The organism is Paenibacillus sp. W2I17 (assembly GCF_030815985.1).
In the GTDB taxonomy this organism is placed as follows: domain Bacteria; phylum Bacillota; class Bacilli; order Paenibacillales; family Paenibacillaceae; genus Paenibacillus.
In genome coordinates, this window is sequence record NZ_JAUSXM010000001.1 from 284870 (window position 1) to 307929 (window position 23060).

Genomic DNA, 23060 nt, shown 5'->3' on the forward strand with positions numbered 1-23060 from the left:
ATTAAGACTCCCAACGGCCCAGAATACCACAAGGCAGATCAAGACCACTACGTGTGATTGGGAGACCAATTTCACCTGCAGTAATGTCACCACCGTACTGAGCAGACATCGTCATGGTCAACATGTTGCGCAGAACCGTGGAGGAGATGCCCGTAGTGTAGGAGTTAACCAGCATGAATAATGGATTATCCGACAAGATCGTCATACATGACTTCAAGAAAGGATATAGGTTCTCTTCCAGTTTCCATGTCTCTCCATTAGGGCCTCGGCCATATGAAGGAGGGTCCATAATAATGGCGTCGTAACGATTTCCGCGACGTTGTTCCCGTTGTACGAATTTGAATACATCATCTGTAATAAAACGAACAGGGCGATCAGCCAGTCCGGATAATTGAACATTTTCCTTGGCCCATTGAACCATGCCTTTAGCTGCATCCACATGCACGACAGAAGCGCCTGCGTAAGCAGCAGCTACCGTTGCTCCGCCTGTATAGGCAAACAGGTTCAATACAGAAATAGGGCGTCCTGCATTGGAGATTTTATCCATCATCCAGCTCCAGTTAGCAGCTTGTTCAGGGAACAGGCCAGTGTGCTTAAAGCTGGTAGGTTTAATGTGGAATTTCAGGTTTTCGTATCCGATCGTCCAGCGCTCGGGAATGGGCTTTTTCATATCCCAGTTACCGCCACCGGAAGAGCTACGATGATAGTGACCATGCACCTGACGCCATTCATTGGTTTCTTGCTCGAGGGGCCAGATAATCTGTGGATCAGGTCTGCGTAAAATCACATCTCCCCAACGCTCCAGTTTCTCGCCGCCTCCTGTATCGATTACTTCATAATCCTTCCAATTCTTAGCTACGTACATAATGATTTATCCATCCTTCAAAAGTCATTTGGATACTATTGTACAACAAAAAAGGGCTTGTACGCCAGTTGGGGGACGGGATCATTGGAGGAAGGTCTTACATCTGACCTTAAAGGATGAAGTATTTTAGCTGTGTTGAAATCCAACATGCCCCATATACTGAAAAACAAAGATAACCAAAAATTTAATTTGACAATGATAATCATTATCACATATGATTTTGTTAATCCAAAATTCATTCTTTCTTCATAGAGAGAATATAACATGATCAAATTAAAGTGAGGGAAAAATAGATGGCTAAATTGTTAGTGGCTTATGCGAGCATGACAGGAAATACAGAAGAAATTGCAGAACTGATTGTGGAGGGAATTACACAAGGAGGTCACGAGGCAGACCTGAAATCCGTTACGGATTGTAATGCATCTGATGTATTGGACTATGACGGATTCATGATCGGTGTGTACACCTGGGGAGACGGGGAGTTGCCAGATGAATTCCTTGATTTCTATGAGGAGTTGGATGAGCTTGACCTGAGTGGTAAGAGGGCTGCGGTGTTTGGTAGTGGTGACACCTCGTATGAGCAGTTCTGCGGTGCAGTTGATCTCGCGGCTGCCAAGCTGCAAGAGCGTGGGGCGGAGGTATCTCCAGAGATGTTGAAAATTGAATATAGTCCGCTTGAGCAGGAGAAAGAAACATGCCGTGACTTTGGCAAACGCTTCGCTGCTGCCGGATTACAGGTATCCTAAAGATCATGTTAAGACATAATGTTCAGGCAGCGATGCCAGTCGGAAGGAATGACCTTCCTGAACGTCTGCTTGAAGATTACAGATTGGAAGAAATGCTGCGCAGCCCACACCGATTCATCCGCCCTGAACCAGTGTCTGAGCAGCGTCTTCCACTGCAATGGAGGCACCGTGTACAATATGCGGTGAGCCATGCGGTCAATGCCTTTTACAGTCTCGACCCGGATGTTCGCAAAGAGGTACCCGTACAGTATTTACTTGAGAAGTGGTGGCCCAGAAAGACGGATGGTTTCGAATCTGTTCTCCATTACTGGGATGTGAAGAACAAGATTACGGATGAATTGTCACTCGCCATTGCAATGAACGATGATCTGAAGCATCCAGCTATTCTTTTTGAACAGTGGAGAACGGAGTTACCTTCATTATCCATGCATTTGTCGATGATATTTCAGGCGGCCTGGCAACCCGAAGGCTGGGATTCGTTGCTTATTCAGAAATATATGGTTGTCCATGATCCAAACGTAGTTGAGGCATTTCAGCATATGGTCAGTGCATTCTGCTGGGAAGCCTTCGGAAAATTACCGGGTATGATCGAGATATACTGCTTGTTGGAAGGACGCAAAATTAGGTACATCCCTGGACGCCAGTCTCTGATCCGTTCCATGGACTACATTCGCTTGATACGTGACAGCATGCCGCAAGCAGAAGTGGTGGAGTCAGAACAGTTTACGACACGTGATAAAGCGCGCATCCACGAAGAGGTAGATCGCTGGAGAACAGAAGCCATTGAACCGAAAAAAACATGGTTGATGTAAAGACAGTTGAAGAATAACGATATATCATGCAGATAGAGGAGGGGGATGTTGCCATGTCTACTAGTCTAAGTCAAGATATAAGCAGCGGCAAGAGACGTGCAGGAACTTGCGAATTCAGTCCGTTGCCAGTACCCCAGTCGGTTATACGAAAGTTGCTTGATGAAGCAGATCCTTCATTATATGTGATGAGTTCAGAACCTTGGAGGTTTATGTTGTTTGCAGGCGAAGGACGACAGCTGTATTTGGAAGCGGTCAGACAGAGCTATCCACCCCATCTGGCTGATCGCTACGGCGATTGGGCTACATATCAATATACGGAAGCGATCCCTACCCATCTGGTTGTCGTGGCACCTAGAAATGCCCGTGAGGATGATCTTCTGCCGGCCAAAGCCTGGAGCAAACGTTTTAGTATTCTGGCTGCGGAACAGGGTTTGAATGCTGTCTGGAAGATCAATGATTATCAACAACATCCTGTGTTTAAGAATTTGATGGGTTTGACAAGTGAAGAGAAGGTGCTGGGGGTATTCCATATCGGTTACGGAGACCAGCCTGCATTGCGGGATATGGATGCAAGCCGACCAGCCTCTGAACTGATGACGGTCTATGACCATCTGGTATAAAAAAAGATTCATTAGTTCTCTTATATGCTGGTGTTGAATAGAAAATCACGAACGAGCTGACGATTCGTCTGATCTTTGTTGTAGACGGAGAACAACCGATTGGATACCGTAAGGACATTGCCAAAAAAGAATCGTTCGAATTGGGTCTGTCTGCCCCCGAATGATCCAGCCCCAAGCTCCCAGATCAGGCGGAACAGAGCGTTGCGTTCGTGAGAAGCCATATCGTTCCCTTTCAGATATATATTCAGGGAAGGAGCGATATCGGATTGAAACTCTTCTTCTTGAGGGATCATAATCACCCCGCTCGAACCCAAGAGCTGCAGAATTTCAATCATCTCAGGATAAAGTTTCGGAAAAAGGAGATTGGCTGCCATCAATGGTTTGGGTGCAGGTAACACAAATCCACGCCCATCTGGGATGGCACCTGCCTCCGCGGCCAAGGCCAATGCTTTTAACGATTCGAGACCTGCGAACACACGCGCGGTTTTCTCGACAACATGTGCTTCCGTATTCAGATCCAGCGTATCCGTGAGAAGCTGGAGTGTACCGAGAACAAATTCCGTTTTGGCAATATAACGACACAATACCTGATGACCTGCGTGAATATGAAAGTTACTACCACTGAAGAGACGCGAGGACATTTCCTCACTTCCTGCAAAAAATATCCGTTCATGCGGAACGAGCACCCGGTCAAAGATGACGATATTGTCCATTTCTTCATATCTGGAACTCAGGGGATAGTTGGTGTGAGATTCGGCTGCGTAGGTATCCCTGCATACCAGACTGATTCCCGGAAGATCATTGGGGACAGCAAAAGAGAATGCAAATGGATTTTCGTCATCAAATGGGGCGGGAGAAGGTGACGGATAGACAAAAATCTCATCCGAAGTGGCAGCTTGTGTAGCCATCATGAATGCTCCGCTAATAATGAGGCCATCCTCGGTGCGATCTACGACCTTTGCGGCAATAGCATCCTCCGTAGCATCCAATTGCCCTGAGATTTTGCTGGCATATGGCTGAATGAAGGCATGGGATAGCGTGATATCATGATCACGGCAGTACGCATAATAATTCTTGAGATTTTCTGCATATTGGGGAGATAGTTCGTTCAGGAGATCGGCACCTGTGTAAAAGGACATTATGGCTGTATTCATGTAATCGGGTGAGCGACCAAGAAAGCCATGATGCACATTTGCCCAGATATTCATCCCTTCCCGTCGTTTACGGAGGTCGTCGGCACTGGTTGGAGGCAGGAAGGATATGCCCACAGGTTTGCCGTCTGCCGGGGAGGCATACGTCATCGTTTCTGCAAATTTAGAATCCGATTGCAGATCATACATGTGCATCTGAGTCTCCATTAAGCCAGCAAATGCTACATGTTCAGAGCGTTTTCCAGTAATAAGCTTACCTTTGTACCAGCAGGGGACGGACTGGGCATTAATTCGTTCGCGATACTGTGTACCACTTTTAACAGGCATTGATATTCACCTCTTGGTTCTAATCGTTCATGGGCAGACTGACTCTTACGTAGTGTACGTGGGTGATCTGTCCAATGTGCATTTAAGAGGTGTGCAGGATTTTGCAGATTAGGGCTTGATAATAATTATCATTCTTGTTACAATAGACAAAGAAAAAGGAACCAGTAAGGGCTCCTTTAAGTGGATCACATGAAATTACTTATTTTACTTCAAAAGTCTTACAGTCTGTTTCAGCAGACTGACTCGCTTCTTTGGAACTGTGACTCACGATGTAGATCGAAGAAGCGTTACATTTGTTCTCTTGAGCCCAGTGACGACAGGAATTAACTTCACACAATACGTCTTTTGCCATGATTGTTAACCTCACTTTAATTGGATTACAGTCGTTGGTATAAAGATCCGGATATAACAAGTTGCCGCTTGCCAATATGGAAATTTTTTGCTCTCACGAAATTTGGAGGGCTTTTTTGCGTTATACACAACGATGCACACTTAGAATAGCAAATTTTATTGAAGCTTGCAACCAAATGACTTCCTTCTGTGGCAAATTAGTGTACGTGCTGTGGTTATATTTGCAAAAAGGTAGTAATATGTTATTGTTTAATAGTAATTATTACGATTAAAAGTCTAATAGATTCTATATAAATTGAACTAAACATTTACACGAAACCATAAATGAAGGAGCATGTGTATACATGAGCAAAATAAATCATATGAATCGGATTCCCCGCGCGAAAGGGATCGATATGGCTGCTTTTTACACGCCGAAAGATTGTAGGCGTAAAGCCCAGCATATTGTATTTTCCGCTGAAAATGAGCGTATCATTAACGAATTCATAACCATTCTGGGCATGAAAGAGAAGTTCAGGGAGCATGATGTATCAATCCCCAACAAAATGGTCATGTTCGGGCCACCCGGTACGGGAAAAACATTAACGGCATCACATCTGGCGGAGCGCCTTGATCTGCCATTGGTTCTTGTGAGATTAGATGCGATCATTCATAGCCACCTTGGGGAGACGGGGAGTAACGTACGTAAGTTATTCGAATATGCACGAATGAATCCCTGTGTATTATTTCTGGATGAATTTGATGCCATAGGCCGGACACGTGAGAGCAATGATGAAGTGAAAGAGATGGCTCGTGTCGTCAATACATTGTTGCAATGTCTGGACGAATTCGATGGGGACAGTATTCTGGTGGCTGCAACGAATCTGGAAACCCAGCTGGATCACGCCATCTGGCGGCGGTTTGATACCAAGATGACCTACGGTATGCCTGATGATACAAGTCGCAGATTGTATATCAGCAAATTGGTGGGGGCATTTGAACAGGAGACCCAGCTGGAAGATTACATATGTGAACACTTGGCCGGGTGCAGTTATGCGGATATAGAGCAGATCGTTTTGAAAGCAAAGCGGAAAGCAATCATTGCCAGTAGTGCACTTCATAAGCAATTGATTTCGGATGCTTACGATGAATACAGACCACGTGTATTAGAGTGTTGATTGCTTCCATTATCGATAGAGCAACAAGGAACAACGTTGAACTGGCCCAGTCTCCTGAATGGAGTTCTGGGCTAGTTGTCATGTTAGCGAGGTGCGTTATACTTTAACGGCTACTCCGTATGCTTTTTCTGTATTCATAGCTTCTTGTGTTGCAGTCCAGCGTGGCAGGCTTAATCTGAACATGCTGCCTTCCGGGCTGCTGGAGACAAGTGTCAGTTCACCACCCTGTTCCTGAGCGAGTAGGCGGCTATATGTTAATCCTAGACCCAGACCGCGGTTACGACGTTTCTTGAGTTCTCCACGATAGAAACGTTCGAAGATTTTGGGTTGTTCTTCGGCTGCGATGCCTGTGCCGTGGTCCTTAACATCAACGTACAGCATCTGTTCTTCTGTGCTTAGATAAATATCGAAGACAGCTTTCTGTTCAGGAGCTGTGGCATGAAGTGCGTTATTGAGCAAATTGACAATGATCTGCTGAATACGGAGAGCATCCCCCATGGTAAAGAAGTTAATTGGAGGGGCGTGCAGCTGAACCTCTGGCATTTTGTCCTCGTACGCAATCTTCCACTGATAGATGATCTCACCGACCAACAGTTTCAGATCCGTCCGTTCCTTGCGAACGGCAACACTTCCTGCAGCCATGGCGTTATAGTCAAGCAAATCTGCGACCATTCGCTCCATGCGTTCAGATTCCTTCAAAGCGATATCCAAAAATTCTTTTCCTTCCTGTGGACTCACGACATCGTCACGTACTGCCATAACGAGCCCCTTGATGGAAGTTACCGGTGTCTTGAGTTCATGACTTACCCCTGCCAGCGAAAGTGTACGCCATTCTTCAAGTTGTTGGAGACGAGTGGCCATATCGCGGAATGAATTTACAAGTTCATTGATCTCACGCTCTCGAGTATTGAAGTCAAGACTCACATCATAATTGCCACCTCGAATCTGCTCAGCGGCATAGGCGACCTGACGAATAGGTCTGGATAACTTATTGGACAGGAGATAGATTGTAAACCATCCACAGAGGATTAGTCCTCCGAGGATTAGAGCCACGAGCCATATCGTCTCTGGACCAAATGTAATGGATTGTTTGGACTGCATGACCCACACTTTGCCCAAGGTTTGATCGCCCTCGGATATGTTGACCGTTACACCTGCATATTTGTTGTTTCGAGGTTCAAGATAGTCGTCTGACAGTCGATAATGCACATCTTTTTGCTCCATTTTAGGCTGGGAAAAGATCAATTGATTGTTGTTGTCCAAGATCATGACACAAAAATAATTATCTGTGTTGAATAGTTTCTCTCGCTTGGTTACCAGTCTGTCCAGATCGGGTGGAACCCGAAGCATATTATTTTCACTGGTCACTCGATCGGCAATCTCCAGTCCAAGCAGTTCTGCGGTTTTGAGGCTTTTCTCAATGGAAGTTGTCCGAATCCAGTAGAGTGCCCCTGCCACAATAATCGTGAAACCAATGCACAAAATGAGAAAATATCGCAGTGTCCAGTGTGACAGAATGGATATCGTGCGTTTGGGTTTCTTCTGTTTCAGTTGGCGATCCAAAATTGATACCCCATTCCTCGCAACGTCCGAATTTCTCCCGTCTCTGGCGACCAATGGGAGAGGGCTTGACGTAGTCGTTTAATCGATAGATCCACAGCACGGTCACTGCCATCATAGTCCATCCCCCATACCTGTTCAATAAGATGATCTCTGGTAAATGTACGATTCGGATAATCGGACAGGAAGAACAGTAACGACAGGTCACGAGGTGTGAGTGCAACCTCTGCACCGTTCAGCAGCACCTGTTTGGCAGCAAGATCAATGACGAGATTTCCAAAGGAACGCTTCTCTTTGCCACCTGAGGTCCAATGTGGATTACGGCGCAACACCGCATTAACTCTGGCGACCACTTCTTCCGGTACAAAAGGTTTGCTCATATAATCGTCAGCACCGGCATTTAGTCCGTTGAGACGGTCTGAAATGTCATCCAGTGCAGTTAGCATGATCACGGGACAAGCACTTTTTTCACGAATAATCCGCAGCAGATCCCATCCGTCCATTCCTGGCAGCATCACATCAAGTAATACAAGGGAAGGCGTTACGGTATCAAAAAGGGTAAGTGCAGTCGGTCCATCTGCTGCATGATGAACTTCAAATTCTGCTTTTCTCAGATAAGCAGCCAATACTCGTGCAATAGCTTGCTCATCCTCGACGATAAGTATGGATTTCAAGAAAAGCGTTCTCCTTTCGCTCTGTAAACTTGTACTGATTTTACATGAGCCAGAGCGTAAAGCCAATCCTGTATTACGGATTTGAAAAAAATATGTGACTTGTCTTATCTTGACTTCTTCCTGACACATTCAATTGATATGATTCACTCCAAGAAGCAACCTAAACAATCATGTACTGGAGGAAACATAGAGATGAACAAGAAAGCAAAAGCATGGCTTATTACAGGTGTAGCGGCGGTTGCCGTAATCGGTGGCGGTGGTTACTATATCACAAACAGTTACTTGGGGAACAACGTGGAGATTGAGCAGGTGCTTCCTGCGAGCACAGCGACTTCCACCACAGCTGTAGATAGCACAGGAACGGTTGTAGCCAATGAAACTGCTGGAGCAGAGCAACTGAACGGAGACTGGAGCATCAGCGAAGGTTCCAAAGTATACTTCTCCGTAACCACATCACAGGAGACCGTTAACTTTGTGGACGATAAGGTAACAGGCAATTGGACCATTAATGTTGACGATGCTGCTCAGATGAAGGCAGAAGGACAGATCGAGATGGACGGAATTGATTCCGGGAATGGACAACGTGATGGTCACGTGAAGCAAGCCGATTTCTTCGACATTGCTACACATCCACAAGCTACATTTACAGCGACTTCTTTTGAAGGGGTACCTGCGGAATGGCCTGTCGGTCAAACGGTTGATATCAAAATGAATGGTACGATTACGGTTAAAGGTATTGAAAAAGAAGTAACTTTTGACGCAAAAGCTGCTTATGAGAATAATGCAGTATTGTTGTCGGCAACATCGATGGTAACGTTCGAAGATTTCGGAATGGAAAATCCACACTCCGTTGTGCTCTCGACTGAAAATGATATCCAGGTACAACTTGAATTGAAACTCTCCAAATAAGTGTAGCAACGATCATCTAGATAGAAATCTGTTCTGTTCTGCCTTACGGTGGACGGACAGATTTTTTTGTTTTTTACAAATAGTGTGATTCTTATCGCTCAAATGTAACTTTTACAGGAGCATATTGTTAAAATAACTGCTGTTTCCTTTGGATAATACCGTGTTACCCATCACTATTAAGCGCTTACAATGAGGAGGATTCATAACATTCATTGATCCATGCACAATCAAACACAAAAAGGGGGAGATCAAGAGTGAATAAGAGGTACATAAGCGGGTGTCTGGTATTACTGATGCTGTTCTGTGATCTGGGGCTGATGGTTCGTCCAGCGGCTGCAGAAGATGCAAAAGTGAACGTGGCACTTAATAAGGCGATTACGGTAAGCACAGAATATTTGGAGTGGGAGAGTAAAAAGGAGCACTTGGTTGATGGTAAAAGTGACACGCATTGGACTGCTAAGGCGGGAGTTACATCCGAACAACCACAGTGGGCAATGATTGATCTGGGTGAAGACTACAATCTGTCCGGAGCGGAAATAACGTGGAGAGAAAACACGGTTGTGAAATATATGGTAGAAACGTCTGCTGACCAGCAGGTATGGACCAAAGTTGTTGATCAAAATGAAAATGCCGATCCCAAACAGATCGCTGATCTGACGTTTCAGCAGAATGATGTGCGATACATCAGACTGAACATCTCCTTTTACAAGGGTGAGGGAGTTTGGCCGGAAATATTGGAGTTCAAAGTGTGGGGAGAATCAGAAGGCACTGAACCTGCCAACATTACCGGATATGATCCAATCGAAGTGAAAACGGTGACAAAAAGTGCGCCAATTCTGCCAAACGAGGTAAAAGCACATTACCCGAAGGGAAAATCGAGAATGGTACCTGTGACATGGGATACTATCGACCCTTTGGAATACGCTTCTGCGGGCGATTTTACGGTAACAGGGATTGTTTATGGATCGCCTCCAGAGCCTCAGCTTAAAGCTAAGGTGATCGTTCAGGGATATCGTGAAGACTATGTTAGAGGTGTCGATATTTCCACGTTGACTGCCATTGAGGACAAAGGCGGCAAATACGTGGACAGCAACGGTACAGAGCGTGATTTGCTCGATATTCTCAAGGATCGCGGTGTCAATTACGTGCGTCTTCGTCTGTGGAATGATCCACAGAAATCAGGGGGATACAACGACAAGGACGATGTCATTCGTTTGGCCGAGCGCGTGAAGAAAAAAGGTATGAAAATCCTGCTGGATTTCCACTACTCGGATGAGTGGGCGCACCCGGGTCAGCAGCTTCGTCCCAAAGCTTGGGAAGGCCTTTCGCATGAAGAGCTGAAGCAGGCCGTATACAACTATACGTATGAAGTTGTGGGAGAAATGAAAGCTAAGGGCGCCATGCCTGATATGGTGCAGATCGGTAATGAGATCAACAGTGGTGTTCTGAACGGCTTGAGCAGTGACGTGGATTTTGAGGAAAATGTTGCATTGCTAAAAAGCGGAGTTGATGCTGTACGTGCAGTAGAAGGAGAGATCACCGATAACGCGGATAAGGTGAAGATTATGATCCATCTGGCTGAAGGTGGCAAGGTGGATACGTTCAAATGGTATTTCAGTGAGCTGGAGAAACGCGAACTGAAGTACGATATCATCGGACTTTCGTATTACCCGTTCTGGCATGGGACGTTTGCAGATGTACAGAAAACGACGAATGAAGTGTCAGCCGAGTTTGGCAAAGATGTCATTATCGCTGAAACGTCCTATCCGTTTTCCTACAAAAACGGGGACGCTCATGGAAACATCATCGGATCGGACGAAGCGCTTCATGTTGGGGGAGCAACATTCCCTGCAACGGTACAGGGGCAATATGATGCTATTGCTGGCATTATGGATATGATTGCTGACGTGCCGGAAAACCGCGGAGCAGGCTTCTTCTATTGGGAGCCCGCGTGGATTGCCGCCAATGTAGGCTGGATTGATTCCGAGGGAGATGCATGGGAAAATCATGCCATGTTCGACTATGATGAATTTCCGGGGAATGGTGGATACTCCTACGAAGGACGTGCCTTGCCATCACTGGATGTGTACAAACGCGGACTGGAGCTTCTGCCCGCAGACCGCCAGCAACTTGATGCGGCACTTACACGAGCCGAATCATTGGTACAGACTGATTTTACTCCGGAAAGCTGGGTGACTCTGGCTCCGGCAATCTCGACAGCGAATGATGTATACGAACAGGCATACACGCCGGGCGGGGTGACTCAAGCAGATACAGATGCAGCGACAGCAGCATTGGAACGTGTGATGCAGCAAATGCAGGTTATCGCCCCGCAGCTTGACGAGCTCAGAGCCAAAATAGCGGAAGCGCGTACGTATCAGCAGACTGAATGGTCTGCGGCCACTTGGGCGGTATTGACCAAAGCGCTGGAAGGCGCTGAGCAGGTCTTGAATGATCCAAGAGCAACACAGACGGATGCGAATACAGCGCTTAAACGTTTGCATGATGCCATTCAAGGTTTATCCAATGTGGACAAAACAAAACTGCACCAGTACATTCAACAAATGCAGCAGCAGAATGAATCTTCCTATACACGCCGGAGTTGGTCTGTTTTACAACAATCTTTGCAGGCAGCGATTCAGGTCCGAGATAACAATGCTGTTGTCCAGTCTGAGGTAAATTCAGCACTGAGTACGTTGAAACAAACCTATACTAGTCTGGTCTCTCTGGAGGCTTTAACAACGGGCAAAACGGCAACGGCTTCAAGCAGTGCAGGGACAGGAGGCAATCAAGCCAACTCTCCTGAAGGTGCAATTGACAACAATCCGAACACTTCATGGGGAACAGACCAGAGTAAGGATAGCTGGTGGCAAGTGGATTTGGGTCAGGTTGCTAACCTCCGCAAAATCGAAATGTCGATGTGGAGTGGCGGCATCAAATATACGATCGAAGTGTCCAACGATAACAAAAATTTTGTGAAAATAGTGGACACAACAAGTGATGTTGTTGTATCGACGGCACCTAGCCATGTACTTCCAGAAGGCACGGAGGGCCGTTACATTCGGGTAACGATTAAAACAGGTCCCACATGGGTAGGATTCATGGAATTTGAAGCATACGGTACGTTCCCGGCAGACAAAACTGCACTGCAAGCTACTGTAGATGCCGCTGAGAAATTAAAACAAACCGAATACACGACATCAAGCTGGAATGTATTTAGTAAGGCACTTTCTGAAGCGAAGGCATTCATTCTGGATGTTGAATCTTCAACGCAAGATGTGAGCAATGCGGATCGTGCGTTACAAGATGCTGTGAGTAAGCTTGTACGTCAAGATGTAACACCTGGCCCTGGCCAGCCATCAGAGCCAAGTGTACCTTCACAACCTTCCAACCCGGGAACAGCACCATCGACGGGGAATCCGTCTGTAACCCCACCAGTTGGAGCGGGTACTGCACCGGAGAAGGGATCGATCACGTTAAAAGGAACGACAGCCGGGGATGAGAAGTATTCCATTCGTCCAGATGCATTCCAATTAACTCAGGCACTGCAATCGATGGATGCAGGAAATCGTACGTTGAAGCTGATTGCAGATGTGCCTGACACAGCCAAGACAGTCACATTCCAATTGGCTGCAAGTCAGCTGGCAGCATGGGTTCGTTCCGAGGAAGTGCAATCCCTGGATGTAGTTGTAGGACAGACTACCGTTCGTGTTCCTCTAAAATCACTGCCACTAACCATTGCGGAGACTGAGGGAACGTTCGATATCGTAGTGGCAAAAGGATCGACAGATACACTGACTACATCGCAAAAAGCAGCGATCGGTAATCATGCGATTGTTGATGTGAATTTGTTAATGAACAATAAGCCATTGCAATGGACAAACAGAGCGGTTGAAGTTGCTCTATCCAATGTGGAGCAACCTGAAAAGAATGATGTAGTTATGGTTGTACATTCCGTATCTCCAAGTGGGGAAATGAAACCTGTTACGTACTCCAAGTATGATGACAAGACTAAGACGATGGCATTTAAACCACTGGAATCCGGCAGTTACGTTATTGCAGAAGTTGAAGTGCCACTACATGATCTGCAAAATCACAATTGGGCTCTTCAAGAAGTGCAGAACCTCTACGGTAAGGGAATTATTACAGGGATGAGCGCAACTCGTTTTGCCCCACAAGGTGAACTGACCAGAGCACAATTTTTGCAAATGATTATTAAAGGTATTGGTGATACACGTCAGCCGGATCCATCTATTTCAACACCAACGGATGTGAAGGAAGGGCAGTGGTATGCCGATTCAGTACGACTTGGAATGGAAATGAACATTATTCAAGGCCGGGCAGATGGAAGCTTTGGAGCCAATGAACGTATTTCGCGAGAAGATATGGCCGTTATGATGAACAGAGCACTAAAGGTTGTGCAACGTGAGGATGCGACCAATTCTATACAAGGAAATATGGTGTTTGTAGACAACGCCGAGATCGCGGCATACGCGAAAGAAGCTGTAGCCTCGATGCAACAACTTGGACTGCTAAATGGCATGCCTGATGGCACGTTTGCTCCGAAAGAAACAGCGAACCGTGCACAGGGTGCTGTTGCAATCGCCAGATTAATGGAACAACTGTATTAGAAAATAACAAAGCAGGTAAAGAGATCGGATCATATGATTCGGTCTCTTTATTTTTTGCGGAAAAAATGAGGTTCAGACTTTATCCCCTCTCTAAATAGGCATATAAACATTTTGTTAATGTCGTATTGACAATATCGAATTCATTTGTTATCATTTCGATAATATCAAAACGACAATATTAAGAAATGGGGAATGAGCCATGTTTGGATTCCGATTTGCGAAATTTCAGCCCAGTGAGTATGTCATGAAAGTAAAAAATGGTGAGGTACAACGTCAAGGTGTAGGATTGTCCTTCTATTATTATGAGCCGACCACATCGGTAGTGGTTCTACCCGTGTCCTCGGTGGATGTACCATTCATGTTTGAAGAGATTACGGCGGATTATCAGACGGTTACTGTGCAGGGGCAGCTAAGCTATCGCATTGTGGATTACCTGAAAATAACCCAGAGCCTGAATTACACGTACAATTTGCGCAAGAATCGGTATATCTCCGACGACCCCGGCAAGCTGGATCAACGGGTGATCACCACAGCCAAAGTACTGACCAAGAAACATCTGGAACAAATGCCGCTGAAAGAAGCTATTCAATCCAGTGAACGGCTGGCGAGCAGCATGAAACGCGAAGTTGTGCAAAGTGAAGAGTTGGAGAAACTGGGCGTTGAGCTGATGAGTCTATCGATTCTGGCCATTCTGCCTAATAAAGAAACGATGCGTGCATTGGAAGCACAAGCGCGGGAAGAGATTTTGCGTCAGGCAGATGAAGCGCTCTATGTACGTCGCAATGCCTCCATTGAACAGGAACGCCGAGTGAAAGAGAACGAACTGAACACCGAAATTGCCGTAGAGACAAAGAAACAGCAGATTCGTGAGACCCAATTGCAGGCTGAGCGCTCGGTGAAACAGAAACAAAATGAGATGGAGCAGGAGCAGCTTCAGTTCAATACAGCGATGGAGGAACGGAAGCAGCAGCTGATTGAGTTAACCATTGCCAATCACAATGCCGAAGCAGATGCCAAAGCCTATGAGATTGCTGCCGTAATGAATTCATTGCAAAATGTACAGCCGAATGTACTGCAAGCAATGGCGAACATGGGCATGAATTCTGATAAGCTGATCGCACTTGCGTTCCAGGAACTGGCTGAAAATGCGGGCAAGATTGGGCAACTTAATATCTCGCCAGATCTGTTGCAGGGATTGATGTCTCCTGCGCCGGGCCGAGATCAGGGAGGACGAGCGAGATGAGATTAGGAAGAAGAGAGCAAGCGGAGCAGGCAGGGAAATCAGTACGTCAGCAGCCTGCGGCAGATGATCGAATGAGCGAACACAAGCTGATTCTGGTGAAGCGCCGGACCCGACTGGAGGAACTGGTGGTTCGATATAACACGGTGCAGCAAGCTCAGTTCTATATTGAACGTCTGGGCGCAGACTTCAGTGATTATATGGAGGAAGACCGTCGTTATCGACTATCTGTGCAGCAGGCACAGCAGCAACTGAGTCAATTGGGACGGGTTCAGACGATTGATCGAGAACATGTGCCCAACTTTATCTTTGGAGAGCAGGATATCGTGGTCGTGGTTGGACAGGATGGGCTTGTAGCCAACACCCTCAAATACGTAACCGAACAGCCGCTCATCGGTGTGAATCCGGACCCGATGCGTTGGGATGGCGTGTTATTACCTTTTACCGTGGAAGATCTGAGCTTCATTGTTCCTGATGTCATTCGAAAGCAACGAACCTTGAAAGAAGTCACTCTCGCCAAAGTGGAACTCAATGATGGACAGTATCTATATGGTGTGAATGATCTGTTCATTGGTCGGAAGACACATGTATCGGCTCGTTATGAAGTGCGTTTGGGTACATCGACTGAACAACAATCCTCTAGTGGGATTATTGTATCCACAGGCATGGGATCGACAGGCTGGTTCAAAAGTGTGCTGGCGGGAGCCACGGGCATTGTTGGATCGGCGGCATGGCAGAACATGAATTCCGAAGCGGAGGTCGCTATAGCATCGGCATCCATTCATGGAAGCAGGCAAGATCTGAATCATTTTAACTGGGATGCGCCTTATTTATATTTTTCAGTACGTGAACCGTTCCCGAGCCGGACGACTGCGGCCAATCTGGTGTTTGGACAGATTCATTCTAAGCAACCATTGCATATTGTATCCCAGATGCCAGAGGATGGTGTTATTTTCAGCGATGGGGTCGAGCAGGACTTTCTTGAGTTTAACTCAGGGGTGGAAGCCATCATTGGTTTGGCAGAGAAGAGGGGACGTCTCGTGGTCTAAACCTTTATTTTCAAGCCGTTTCCGACTAGAATGGGTAACTAGATGTGATACACTGACGTCAGGAAACGGAAAGAGGGTTAAACGATGCAGTCGATATTGTTGGTTGAAGATGATGCCAAGTTAGCAGGATTGCTAGCGGCTTATCTGACCCGAAATGGATTCCAGGTACAGGTCACAGATGATTTTCGTCATGTACTGGATGAATTTGTGGAAGTGAAGCCGGACCTTGTGCTGATGGATGTGAATTTGCCTCAATATGATGGATACTACTGGTGCAGGCAGATACGCACACATTCCATATGTCCCATTTTATTCATATCGGCTCGTGATAGTGGTATGGATCAGATTATGGCGTTGGAACATGGAGCGGATGATTATATTACAAAACCTTTTCAATATGAAGTCGTTCTTGCCAAAGTCCGTAGTCAGCTGCGCCGAGCCTATGGTTCTTACGCTGCTGTTCAACAGGAAGTAACAGTGACGAATGGCCCCATGATCCTCTATCCTGAGCGATTTGTACTGGAATATGATGAACGTTCAATAGAGCTGACACAGAAGGAAGCGATACTGGTGGAAGCGCTGATGGCGAAGACAGGGCGAGTTGTCAGCCGAGAAAAATTGCTAGAACAGATGTGGGAAGATCAGCATTTTATCGATGATAATACGCTGAATGTCTATATTACACGTGTTCGCCGGAAGTTGAAGGAGCTGGGTGCAGAAGAGATTTTGGAGACGGTTCGCGGAGCGGGTTATCGTGTGTTGGATCTGGGTTCAACCGCACATGGAAAAGGGAAATGAGACTTTTCCTGAAAGACCACCAGATGTTAGTTGGATTTTATGTGTTACAGATGCTGCTGGTTCCATGTGTCTACTGGCTCTCTGGTGAGGGCCGTCCGATGAAGATTGTTCTCTATGGCATGCTGATCAGTACTGTTGTGCTGTTGGTCTATCTGGTCATACGTTACTTCCAGCTGCAAGCGTATTATCGTCTGCTTGAACAACCACGAAAACTGGTAAACGAGCCTTTCCAAACGCTTGGAAATTCGGTCGTGGCGGAAGCCATCCAGGAATTGTTACATGAACTGGAGCGTAATCGGCAGAATGATATAAGTCAATTACGCACTAGTAAGGAACAACAGGTGGTATTCATGAATCGTTGGGTTCATCAGATGAAGACACCCTTGTCCATTATCCAGCTAACCCTGGAAGATGTGGACGATGAGACGGCGGGCAGTATTCAGGATGAGTTGGATAAAATGCGCAAAGGACTTGAAATGGTCTTGCATTCATCACGGCTTGAACAGTTCGAAGGGGATTTCAGGGTGGAACTGTTATCCTTGCATGAGGTGCTTCGGAGCAGTATAGCGGAAAACCGACGTTTATTTATTCGTAGAGGCATTACGCCGGATATTCGTATGGAAGGTGAACTTCAGATATACAGTGACTCCAAGTGGCTGCGGTTCATGTTCACCCAGATTTTGACCAATGCCGTGAACTATTCCGATAGTAAATCAGGCAAAAAAGTGATCATTACAGGCTATAAGCAGGAAGAGCGTACAATCCTGGACATTCAAGATGAGGGAATCGGCATCTCGTCCGAGGATATTCATCGTGTGTTCAATCCCTATTTTACAGGCGAACGGGGCAGGCAATACCACGAATCTACGGGAATGGGATTATATCTGGTCCGTGAGATCAGTGCCCGCCTGGATAACCGTGTCGAGTTGTTTTCGGAGCCGAATGAGGGAACGTTGGTTAGATTCAGCTGGATTCATTCGAAATATCCGAAGTGAAGAGCGCTTTGCCCATGGGCGAGGTGCTTTTTTAATGCACAGAATTGTGATAGAGGAGGCAGGGGAACAAAACCTTAAACGGGCTGTAAGAGAAGTTTAAGGTAATTCGATAGCACCGTTAGGGGAGGTCGGTTAGGATAAGAATAGAATTAACGTATAAAGAATGATGGATCAGGAGGGAATTACGTATGGAAATGTTACAGGTATCGGGACTGAACAAAGTATATCAGGGCAAAGTGCAGACTCAAGCCCTTAGTGATATTCATCTGACAATCAAGCAAGGTGAGTTTGTGGGCATTATGGGCCCGTCGGGCAGTGGCAAAACCACATTGTTAAACATGGTCTCCACCATTGATGAACCCAGCTCGGGCAAGGTGCTGATTAATGGCATGAACCCGTTTGATATGAAAAAGAAAGAACTTGCCATGTTCCGACGTCGGGAACTCGGATTTGTCTTTCAGGATTTCAATCTGTTGGACACGCTGACTGTTGCTGAGAATATTGTACTTCCATTGACACTGGACAAGGTCAAACTAAAGGAGATGGAGAGCAGACTACATCGCATTACAGCGAAGCTTGGGATTGATCATATTCTGGATAAACGAGTCTACGAAATTTCGGGCGGACAGCGACAACGAACAGCCATAGCGAGATCCATGATTAATATGCCTTCGATTGTTTTGGCGGATGAACCCACCGGTGCGCTGGATTCTACGTCATCCCAAGCGGTCATGGAGTCACTTGAACAGATTAACCAGCAGGAGAAAACGACCATTATGTTGGTCACACATGACCCGCTTGCTGCAAGTTATTGCAACCGCATCGTGTTCATTAAGGACGGAAAGCTGGCAGCCGAGGTACACCGTGGAGATAATAGACAGACGTTTTTCCAGCGGATCATTGATACTTTATCCTTCTGGGGAGGGAATTCACATGAGCTTTCCTCAGTTCGCGTTTAATAACATCCGCCGTAATGGGCGAGCGTATATTGCTTTTTTTCTAAGTAGTGTGTTTATGGTCATGATATTCTTCGCTTATGCGGTGTTCATTTATCATCCGTATGTGACAGAGTTGCCGATGGGTGACACAACCGCTACGGGAATGCAGATCGCTTCAATTATCGTATATGTGTTTGCATTTTTCTTTGTTATGTATTCCATCAGTGCTTTTCTCAAATCTCGGAATAAAGAGTTTGGCATTCTGACCATACTTGGTGCAGAACCCGCACAGATTCGGAGATTGGTCATTTTGGAAAACATGTTGATCGGCTGCCTGTCCATTATTGCCGGTATCGGCGGAGGTATGTTGTTGTCCAAGTTGTTCCTGATGTTAACCACTCGTTTTATCGGGATGGATGATCTGCCCTTTTATTTTCCCGTGAAAGCGATTCTGATTACGATCGGGGCCTTTCTGTTATTATTTTTCTGCATTTCACTTTTCACATTGGTTTTTATCGGAAACAAACGGACGTTAGAACTTTTGACGGGAACCAACAAACCTAAAAAAGAGCCCAAAGCTTCATGGTTCTTCTCACTTCTGGGTTTTGCATTACTTACAGTAGGTTTTGTGGTACTCCGCAGCGGGTTAAATGGCGGAACAATCATGCTTGCAGCAGTAACAGGGATAGCCGGGACGTATTTTTTCTATTCACAACTTTCCGTGCTCATTATCCGTTTATTGAAGCGTAATCGTAAAACGGTATGGCATGGTACACGTCTGTTGTGGATCTCAGAGATGAGTTTATAAAATGAAGGATAATGCCCGCATGCTCTTTATGGTGACCGTGGTGATTGCGATTGCTTCAATGAGTGCAGTTGTAATTTTGTCACTGGATCAGGAGAACCGGGAGCAGTTTACAAACAACGATTTTGCAATTCAATACAACGTATTCAGACCAACAGAGCAATTGGATATGAGTGCTATTGATTCGAAACTTGAAGCCGCAGGCTTGGATTATCAGCAAGTCTATATTGAATATTTCTGGTCTGATGCAGATCAGAGTGCTGTCTCGGTTATGCCGCTTAGTCACTACAACCAATACAATCGGACACAAGGGAGAAAGATGTTCCAATTGGATACCGGATCCGCCTTATTTGTGGATACCCGCAATGAGAAGGATCAGGGTCAGATCGAGCGCAACAGATTTCGTAATTATGCGAAGGGAGACAAGTTGACGTTGAATCTGAACGATAGCCCACTGGAAGCTCGGGTTACGGATACAGATATCGATCCACAGTTTGGAACCCTACTCTATGCTACAGGTGTAGTTGTCCTCCCGGATGAGAAGTATGAAGAGATTGCTCAACAGATCAAAGAAAATATGATATCTGGTAAGTATCTGTATCAGATCCCTGCATGGGGCCATGCTGTACCTGATCGCCACTCTTCGGAAGCCATGGTTAGCGATCAGCTTCTATCCTCCGCGGATTCCATCCGAAGCAGCAACGCTTCAACGGATAACCAGTCTGGATATCTGACTACGCGGTACGGTGATTTTGAAAGATTCAGACAGGGCACAGCACTCTTTACCTTCCTGGGCATATTTATCGGATTAATCTTCTCGATCTCTTCCGCAAGCTTTTTGTATTTCAGACTGCATACCGATCTTGAAGCGGATGGAAGGATGGTGCATTCTCTTTCGAAAATGGGTCTCAGTTTCCAGGAAATGAAACGATCATCCACTGTTCAGATTGCCATTCTGTTCTTTTTACCGATCGGGGTAGCTATCATTGAAACTTTGGTCGTGGTTAAGCCATTTCTTACTGAATTCGGGATTACCAATTATACGATGCCGGTGTTGACTGTATTTGGTGCCTTTGTACTTGCACAGACGTTTTATTTCATCATTATACGTTCGAGATATATCGCTTCTCTGCGCAAAATGATGGTGTAACCATCTTAGAAACAAACGGTCATAAGGACCGACCATGATTTGTTCATTGCCCGCATTCTCTTGATTCAGATCAAGGAAACGCGGGCTTTTTTGCGTTAAGATGAATGCATTCACAGATTATATTATCGAGGAGGACGATTATGATGAGTATCACGTCATTGCAAGAAGTTAAAGTATTCAGCGAGGACCGGTTTACGAAACGTGTTTTATTCCAACAGGGTGGTGGAGTGACCTTTGTACTTCATTTTCTGCCAGGACAACAGCTTCCCGTTCATAAACATCCGGGAACAGACGTTATTTTGCTGGTGGTTGAAGGCACAGGCACACTTATTCTGGATGGAAAAGAACAAGCGGTGAAACAAGAGGATGTGATCCATTGTGGAGGTGACGTGGAGTTTGCATTCCATAATACAGGAGATCAGGAAGTTCGTTTGTTCGTGGTGTTAAACAAAGTGCCAGCAGCATCCTATGCAAAGGACATCTAACATCTAATATCAAGGAATCGATAGAATGATTCACTGATCGGCACTAATATAAGGGAAACTCTATTCTGGAGTTTCCTTATTTATTTTTTATTCAATAATGCCTTGACCAAGTGTGGTTCCCATCGCAAAACAAAAAGCATACCTGGGTCTGAGAACATCAGATTTAAGTACGCTTCTTCGTATTCCGCCAGCAACTTGTTCATTCATCCGGTCTATAGTCATTCTGCCTAGAAGTATCCCAGCATTTCCTTGGCTTCATTCGACATCAGCTGTGGAGACCATTGTGGCTCCCACACCACTTGAACGTCAATATCAGTCTTATTCGTATTTTCCTGTAAAACCCATTTCACCGCACCAACGATGGTGTCGTGCAGCGGGCAACCTGGTGTAGTCAGCGTCATCCGTACATGTACTCGTTCAGACTCTTCCCTTACTTCATACACCAGACCCAGGTCAACGATATTGACACCTAATTCAGGGTCATACACTTCCTTGAGACATTCTAGCAAATGCGTAGTTTGTTCCATCATGTTCACTCTCCAGTCTACCTTATTTATGTTAACGTCTGAATACCAAAGCAATATTTGTTATATAAACGATGGAAACCAGAGATAAGATTGTTCCTCCAACCATCATAACCTCTGCCAGATTAATCAGAATTCCACTGACTAGCAGAAGGCTTCCAGCCACCATGGCGATCATCCCCCAATGGACGTTCCGTTCACTCAGCATACCAGCCATTAGCGGTGTTCCGGGTCTGCCTGCCTGCTTGCCATATTTATGGGTCCACCACAGAAAAGGCACGATTTTGGAGGCATATCCGAGTATGGTGAGGGACACCCAGCCCCCGAGATATACCCATCCAGACAGCAGAACAACCCTTGGATGGAGCAGCAGTTCGGTTCCTTGCGCGGAATAGATCAGTAGGGCGACAGCATATACGGCAAAGGCACGACTTACATAGACAGACCAGCGAATGCCCGGGCCGGGGTTGCTTTTGTGACGTTTTTCCTGAATCTGCTCCAAGTGATACACATAGAAGAGTAGGGCTGCAGTTAGGAGCAAGAGCGCGAGCCAGAGCAGGCCTCCCTTAATACCTGTTAGAAATGCGACAACACCTGTAACTACAGCTGCATTCCACAGAACCAGGACCACTTTTTGCAGTCGAATGGAATAATCGTGGGACAGGTAGAACATGGGCAGCATTTTGTAACTGAATCCGGTAATTAACATGCCAAACCAGCCGAGTGTTCCCATCCAGATATGTGCGCCGAATAAGCGTTCATGAAGACCATTCCAATCACCAAAGGCAAAATTCAAACCCATCAGCATACCGGAAAGTCCGGTTAGAACCAGATAAAGACAGGAACAAGCTGCACTGATCGTTACCGGATTCCACTGTGAGGCACGGAAGAGGGTAACGGCCATATTCCATCCGAACAACAGAATGCCCGAGAGCGCGAGTGTAGCAGAACCCGCAATCCAGATGACATCTGCACGGATGAAGCCGTATAACATGCCCACGATTCCGATACTGAACAAGAAATAATGACAATAACCGAGAACCAGACTGTAGATATTCGATTGCAAAATAACATGTATCAACTGATAAACGGCACCCATAGCGAGCATGGTTGCCCACCCGAGCACAAACAGATGAGCATGAAACCAGCCTTCGGGTCCTCTGAGTTCATCACCAAGCCAGCCTGTCAGCGAGAGCAGAGAGAAGGCGTGATACATTACAAATCCAAAGATGCCCGTGATGATAAAAAGAAACGGCAACCTGGACATGGCTTT

At 46.0% G+C, this 23060-nt stretch carries 21 protein-coding genes; 14 read left to right on the forward strand and 7 right to left on the reverse strand.

Annotated elements, in window-relative coordinates; all coding sequences use genetic code 11:
• Position 1: 1 nt before the first annotated feature.
• Complete coding sequence (locus QF041_RS01380; RefSeq protein WP_017687801.1) at positions 2-865, reverse strand: class I SAM-dependent methyltransferase; 864 nt, start codon at positions 863-865, stop codon at positions 2-4.
• A 293-nt stretch (positions 866-1158) separates the two neighbouring features.
• On the opposite strand from QF041_RS01380, the gene QF041_RS01385 reads away from it, so the two are divergent.
• From QF041_RS01385 to QF041_RS01395, 3 genes are read left to right on the forward strand one after another with little or no spacing between them, the layout of a single operon-like run.
• Positions 1159-1611 carry a flavodoxin gene (locus QF041_RS01385; protein ID WP_017687802.1) on the forward strand — a complete coding sequence of 151 codons (453 nt, stop codon included), beginning with the start codon at positions 1159-1161 and terminating at the stop codon, positions 1609-1611.
• A gap of 5 nt (positions 1612-1616) precedes the next feature.
• Positions 1617-2423 carry a hypothetical protein gene (locus QF041_RS01390; protein WP_074095589.1) on the forward strand — a complete coding sequence of 269 codons (807 nt, stop codon included), beginning with the start codon at positions 1617-1619 and terminating at the stop codon, positions 2421-2423.
• Between the two features lie 53 nt (positions 2424-2476).
• Positions 2477-3043: a nitroreductase family protein gene (locus QF041_RS01395; RefSeq protein ID WP_307410984.1), complete on the forward strand. Its 567-nt coding sequence runs from the start codon at positions 2477-2479 to the stop codon at positions 3041-3043.
• A 20-nt stretch (positions 3044-3063) separates the two neighbouring features.
• On the opposite strand, the gene QF041_RS01400 is transcribed toward QF041_RS01395, so the two are convergent.
• Positions 3064-4521 (reverse strand): 4-hydroxyphenylacetate 3-hydroxylase N-terminal domain-containing protein, encoded by a 1458-nt coding sequence (locus QF041_RS01400; RefSeq protein ID WP_307410987.1) that lies wholly within the window; start codon positions 4519-4521, stop codon positions 3064-3066.
• 199 nt (positions 4522-4720) lie between these two features.
• Positions 4721-4873 carry a DUF1540 domain-containing protein gene (locus QF041_RS01405; protein ID WP_074095586.1) on the reverse strand — a complete coding sequence of 51 codons (153 nt, stop codon included), beginning with the start codon at positions 4871-4873 and terminating at the stop codon, positions 4721-4723.
• 343 nt (positions 4874-5216) lie between these two features.
• On the opposite strand from QF041_RS01405, the gene QF041_RS01410 reads away from it, so the two are divergent.
• On the forward strand, positions 5217-6029 hold the full coding sequence (locus QF041_RS01410) for an AAA family ATPase (RefSeq protein ID WP_307410989.1): 813 nt from the start codon (positions 5217-5219) through the stop codon (positions 6027-6029).
• Between the two features lie 96 nt (positions 6030-6125).
• On the opposite strand, the gene QF041_RS01415 is transcribed toward QF041_RS01410, so the two are convergent.
• Positions 6126-7592: a HAMP domain-containing sensor histidine kinase gene (locus QF041_RS01415; protein WP_307410991.1), complete on the reverse strand. Its 1467-nt coding sequence runs from the start codon at positions 7590-7592 to the stop codon at positions 6126-6128.
• Positions 7577-8263, reverse strand: coding sequence for a response regulator transcription factor (locus QF041_RS01420; protein ID WP_036672909.1), 687 nt, complete (start codon positions 8261-8263; stop codon positions 7577-7579). The genes QF041_RS01415 and QF041_RS01420 overlap by 16 nt, the downstream gene beginning before the upstream one ends.
• Positions 8264-8455: 192 nt before the next feature.
• Here QF041_RS01420 and QF041_RS01425 point away from each other — a divergent pair, with 192 nt between their 5' ends.
• The 10 genes from QF041_RS01425 to QF041_RS01470 all read left to right on the forward strand — a co-directional run bounded on the left by QF041_RS01425 (position 8456) and on the right by QF041_RS01470 (position 21263).
• Positions 8456-9172, forward strand: a complete 717-nt coding sequence (locus QF041_RS01425; RefSeq protein ID WP_307410993.1) for a YceI family protein — start codon at positions 8456-8458, stop codon at positions 9170-9172.
• Between the two features lie 254 nt (positions 9173-9426).
• Positions 9427-13803 (forward strand): glycosyl hydrolase 53 family protein, encoded by a 4377-nt coding sequence (locus tag QF041_RS01430; RefSeq protein WP_307410995.1) that lies wholly within the window; start codon positions 9427-9429, stop codon positions 13801-13803.
• A 199-nt stretch (positions 13804-14002) separates the two neighbouring features.
• On the forward strand, positions 14003-15046 hold the full coding sequence (locus QF041_RS01435; protein ID WP_062835104.1) for an SPFH domain-containing protein: 1044 nt from the start codon (positions 14003-14005) through the stop codon (positions 15044-15046).
• Between the two features lie 71 nt (positions 15047-15117).
• Positions 15118-16092: a diacylglycerol kinase catalytic domain-containing protein gene (locus QF041_RS01440; protein ID WP_307416866.1), complete on the forward strand. Its 975-nt coding sequence runs from the start codon at positions 15118-15120 to the stop codon at positions 16090-16092.
• Between the two features lie 84 nt (positions 16093-16176).
• The gene (locus tag QF041_RS01445) at positions 16177-16890 is read left to right on the forward strand and encodes a response regulator transcription factor (RefSeq protein WP_307410998.1); all 714 of its coding nucleotides are present in this window, start codon (positions 16177-16179) and stop codon (positions 16888-16890) included.
• Positions 16887-17885, forward strand: coding sequence for a sensor histidine kinase (locus QF041_RS01450; protein ID WP_307411000.1), 999 nt, complete (start codon positions 16887-16889; stop codon positions 17883-17885). The genes QF041_RS01445 and QF041_RS01450 overlap by 4 nt, the downstream gene beginning before the upstream one ends.
• A 188-nt stretch (positions 17886-18073) precedes the next feature.
• The gene (locus tag QF041_RS01455) at positions 18074-18844 is read left to right on the forward strand and encodes an ABC transporter ATP-binding protein (RefSeq protein ID WP_017687815.1); all 771 of its coding nucleotides are present in this window, start codon (positions 18074-18076) and stop codon (positions 18842-18844) included.
• Entirely contained in the window at positions 18819-19631 is an 813-nt protein-coding gene (locus QF041_RS01460) for an FtsX-like permease family protein (RefSeq protein ID WP_307411003.1), read from the forward strand. Before QF041_RS01455 ends, QF041_RS01460 begins: the two co-directional genes overlap by 26 nt.
• Before the next feature lies 1 nt (position 19632).
• Positions 19633-20778, forward strand: a complete 1146-nt coding sequence (locus QF041_RS01465; RefSeq protein ID WP_307411005.1) for a hypothetical protein — start codon at positions 19633-19635, stop codon at positions 20776-20778.
• Positions 20779-20918: 140 nt separating this feature from the next.
• The gene (locus QF041_RS01470) at positions 20919-21263 is read left to right on the forward strand and encodes a cupin domain-containing protein (RefSeq protein ID WP_307411008.1); all 345 of its coding nucleotides are present in this window, start codon (positions 20919-20921) and stop codon (positions 21261-21263) included.
• Positions 21264-21490: 227 nt separating this feature from the next.
• Here the strand turns inward: QF041_RS01470 and QF041_RS01475 are convergent, their stop codons facing one another.
• Together QF041_RS01475 and QF041_RS01480 are read right to left on the reverse strand one after the other, a co-directional pair.
• Complete coding sequence (locus QF041_RS01475) at positions 21491-21790, reverse strand: metal-sulfur cluster assembly factor (RefSeq protein ID WP_047844400.1); 300 nt, start codon at positions 21788-21790, stop codon at positions 21491-21493.
• A gap of 31 nt (positions 21791-21821) precedes the next feature.
• A complete protein-coding gene (locus QF041_RS01480) occupies positions 21822-23054 on the reverse strand; it encodes a hypothetical protein (RefSeq protein ID WP_307411012.1) in 1233 nt (410 codons plus the stop codon).
• Positions 23055-23060 lie beyond the last annotated feature (6 nt).

What these genes read in the sequence shown, in the direction of transcription:
- QF041_RS01480 (WP_307411012.1), bottom strand. Translation starts at nt 23,054, where the DNA reads ATGTCCAGGTTGCCGTTTCTTTTTATCATCACGGGCATCTTTGGATTT.
- QF041_RS01440 (WP_307416866.1), top strand. Translation starts at nt 15,118, where the DNA reads ATGAGCGAACACAAGCTGATTCTGGTGAAGCGCCGGACCCGACTGGAG.
- QF041_RS01455 (WP_017687815.1), top strand. Translation starts at nt 18,074, where the DNA reads ATGGAAATGTTACAGGTATCGGGACTGAACAAAGTATATCAGGGCAAA.
- QF041_RS01475 (WP_047844400.1), bottom strand. Translation starts at nt 21,790, where the DNA reads ATGGAACAAACTACGCATTTGCTAGAATGTCTCAAGGAAGTGTATGAC.
- QF041_RS01405 (WP_074095586.1), bottom strand. Translation starts at nt 4,873, where the DNA reads ATGGCAAAAGACGTATTGTGTGAAGTTAATTCCTGTCGTCACTGGGCT.
- QF041_RS01465 (WP_307411005.1), top strand. Translation starts at nt 19,633, where the DNA reads ATGAAGGATAATGCCCGCATGCTCTTTATGGTGACCGTGGTGATTGCG.
- QF041_RS01410 (WP_307410989.1), top strand. Translation starts at nt 5,217, where the DNA reads ATGAGCAAAATAAATCATATGAATCGGATTCCCCGCGCGAAAGGGATC.
- QF041_RS01450 (WP_307411000.1), top strand. Translation starts at nt 16,887, where the DNA reads ATGAGACTTTTCCTGAAAGACCACCAGATGTTAGTTGGATTTTATGTG.
- QF041_RS01395 (WP_307410984.1), top strand. Translation starts at nt 2,477, where the DNA reads ATGTCTACTAGTCTAAGTCAAGATATAAGCAGCGGCAAGAGACGTGCA.
- QF041_RS01390 (WP_074095589.1), top strand. Translation starts at nt 1,617, where the DNA reads ATGTTAAGACATAATGTTCAGGCAGCGATGCCAGTCGGAAGGAATGAC.
- QF041_RS01380 (WP_017687801.1), bottom strand. Translation starts at nt 865, where the DNA reads ATGTACGTAGCTAAGAATTGGAAGGATTATGAAGTAATCGATACAGGA.
- QF041_RS01470 (WP_307411008.1), top strand. Translation starts at nt 20,919, where the DNA reads ATGATGAGTATCACGTCATTGCAAGAAGTTAAAGTATTCAGCGAGGAC.
- QF041_RS01445 (WP_307410998.1), top strand. Translation starts at nt 16,177, where the DNA reads ATGCAGTCGATATTGTTGGTTGAAGATGATGCCAAGTTAGCAGGATTG.
- QF041_RS01400 (WP_307410987.1), bottom strand. Translation starts at nt 4,521, where the DNA reads ATGCCTGTTAAAAGTGGTACACAGTATCGCGAACGAATTAATGCCCAG.
- QF041_RS01385 (WP_017687802.1), top strand. Translation starts at nt 1,159, where the DNA reads ATGGCTAAATTGTTAGTGGCTTATGCGAGCATGACAGGAAATACAGAA.
- QF041_RS01435 (WP_062835104.1), top strand. Translation starts at nt 14,003, where the DNA reads ATGTTTGGATTCCGATTTGCGAAATTTCAGCCCAGTGAGTATGTCATG.
- QF041_RS01425 (WP_307410993.1), top strand. Translation starts at nt 8,456, where the DNA reads ATGAACAAGAAAGCAAAAGCATGGCTTATTACAGGTGTAGCGGCGGTT.
- QF041_RS01460 (WP_307411003.1), top strand. Translation starts at nt 18,819, where the DNA reads ATGAGCTTTCCTCAGTTCGCGTTTAATAACATCCGCCGTAATGGGCGA.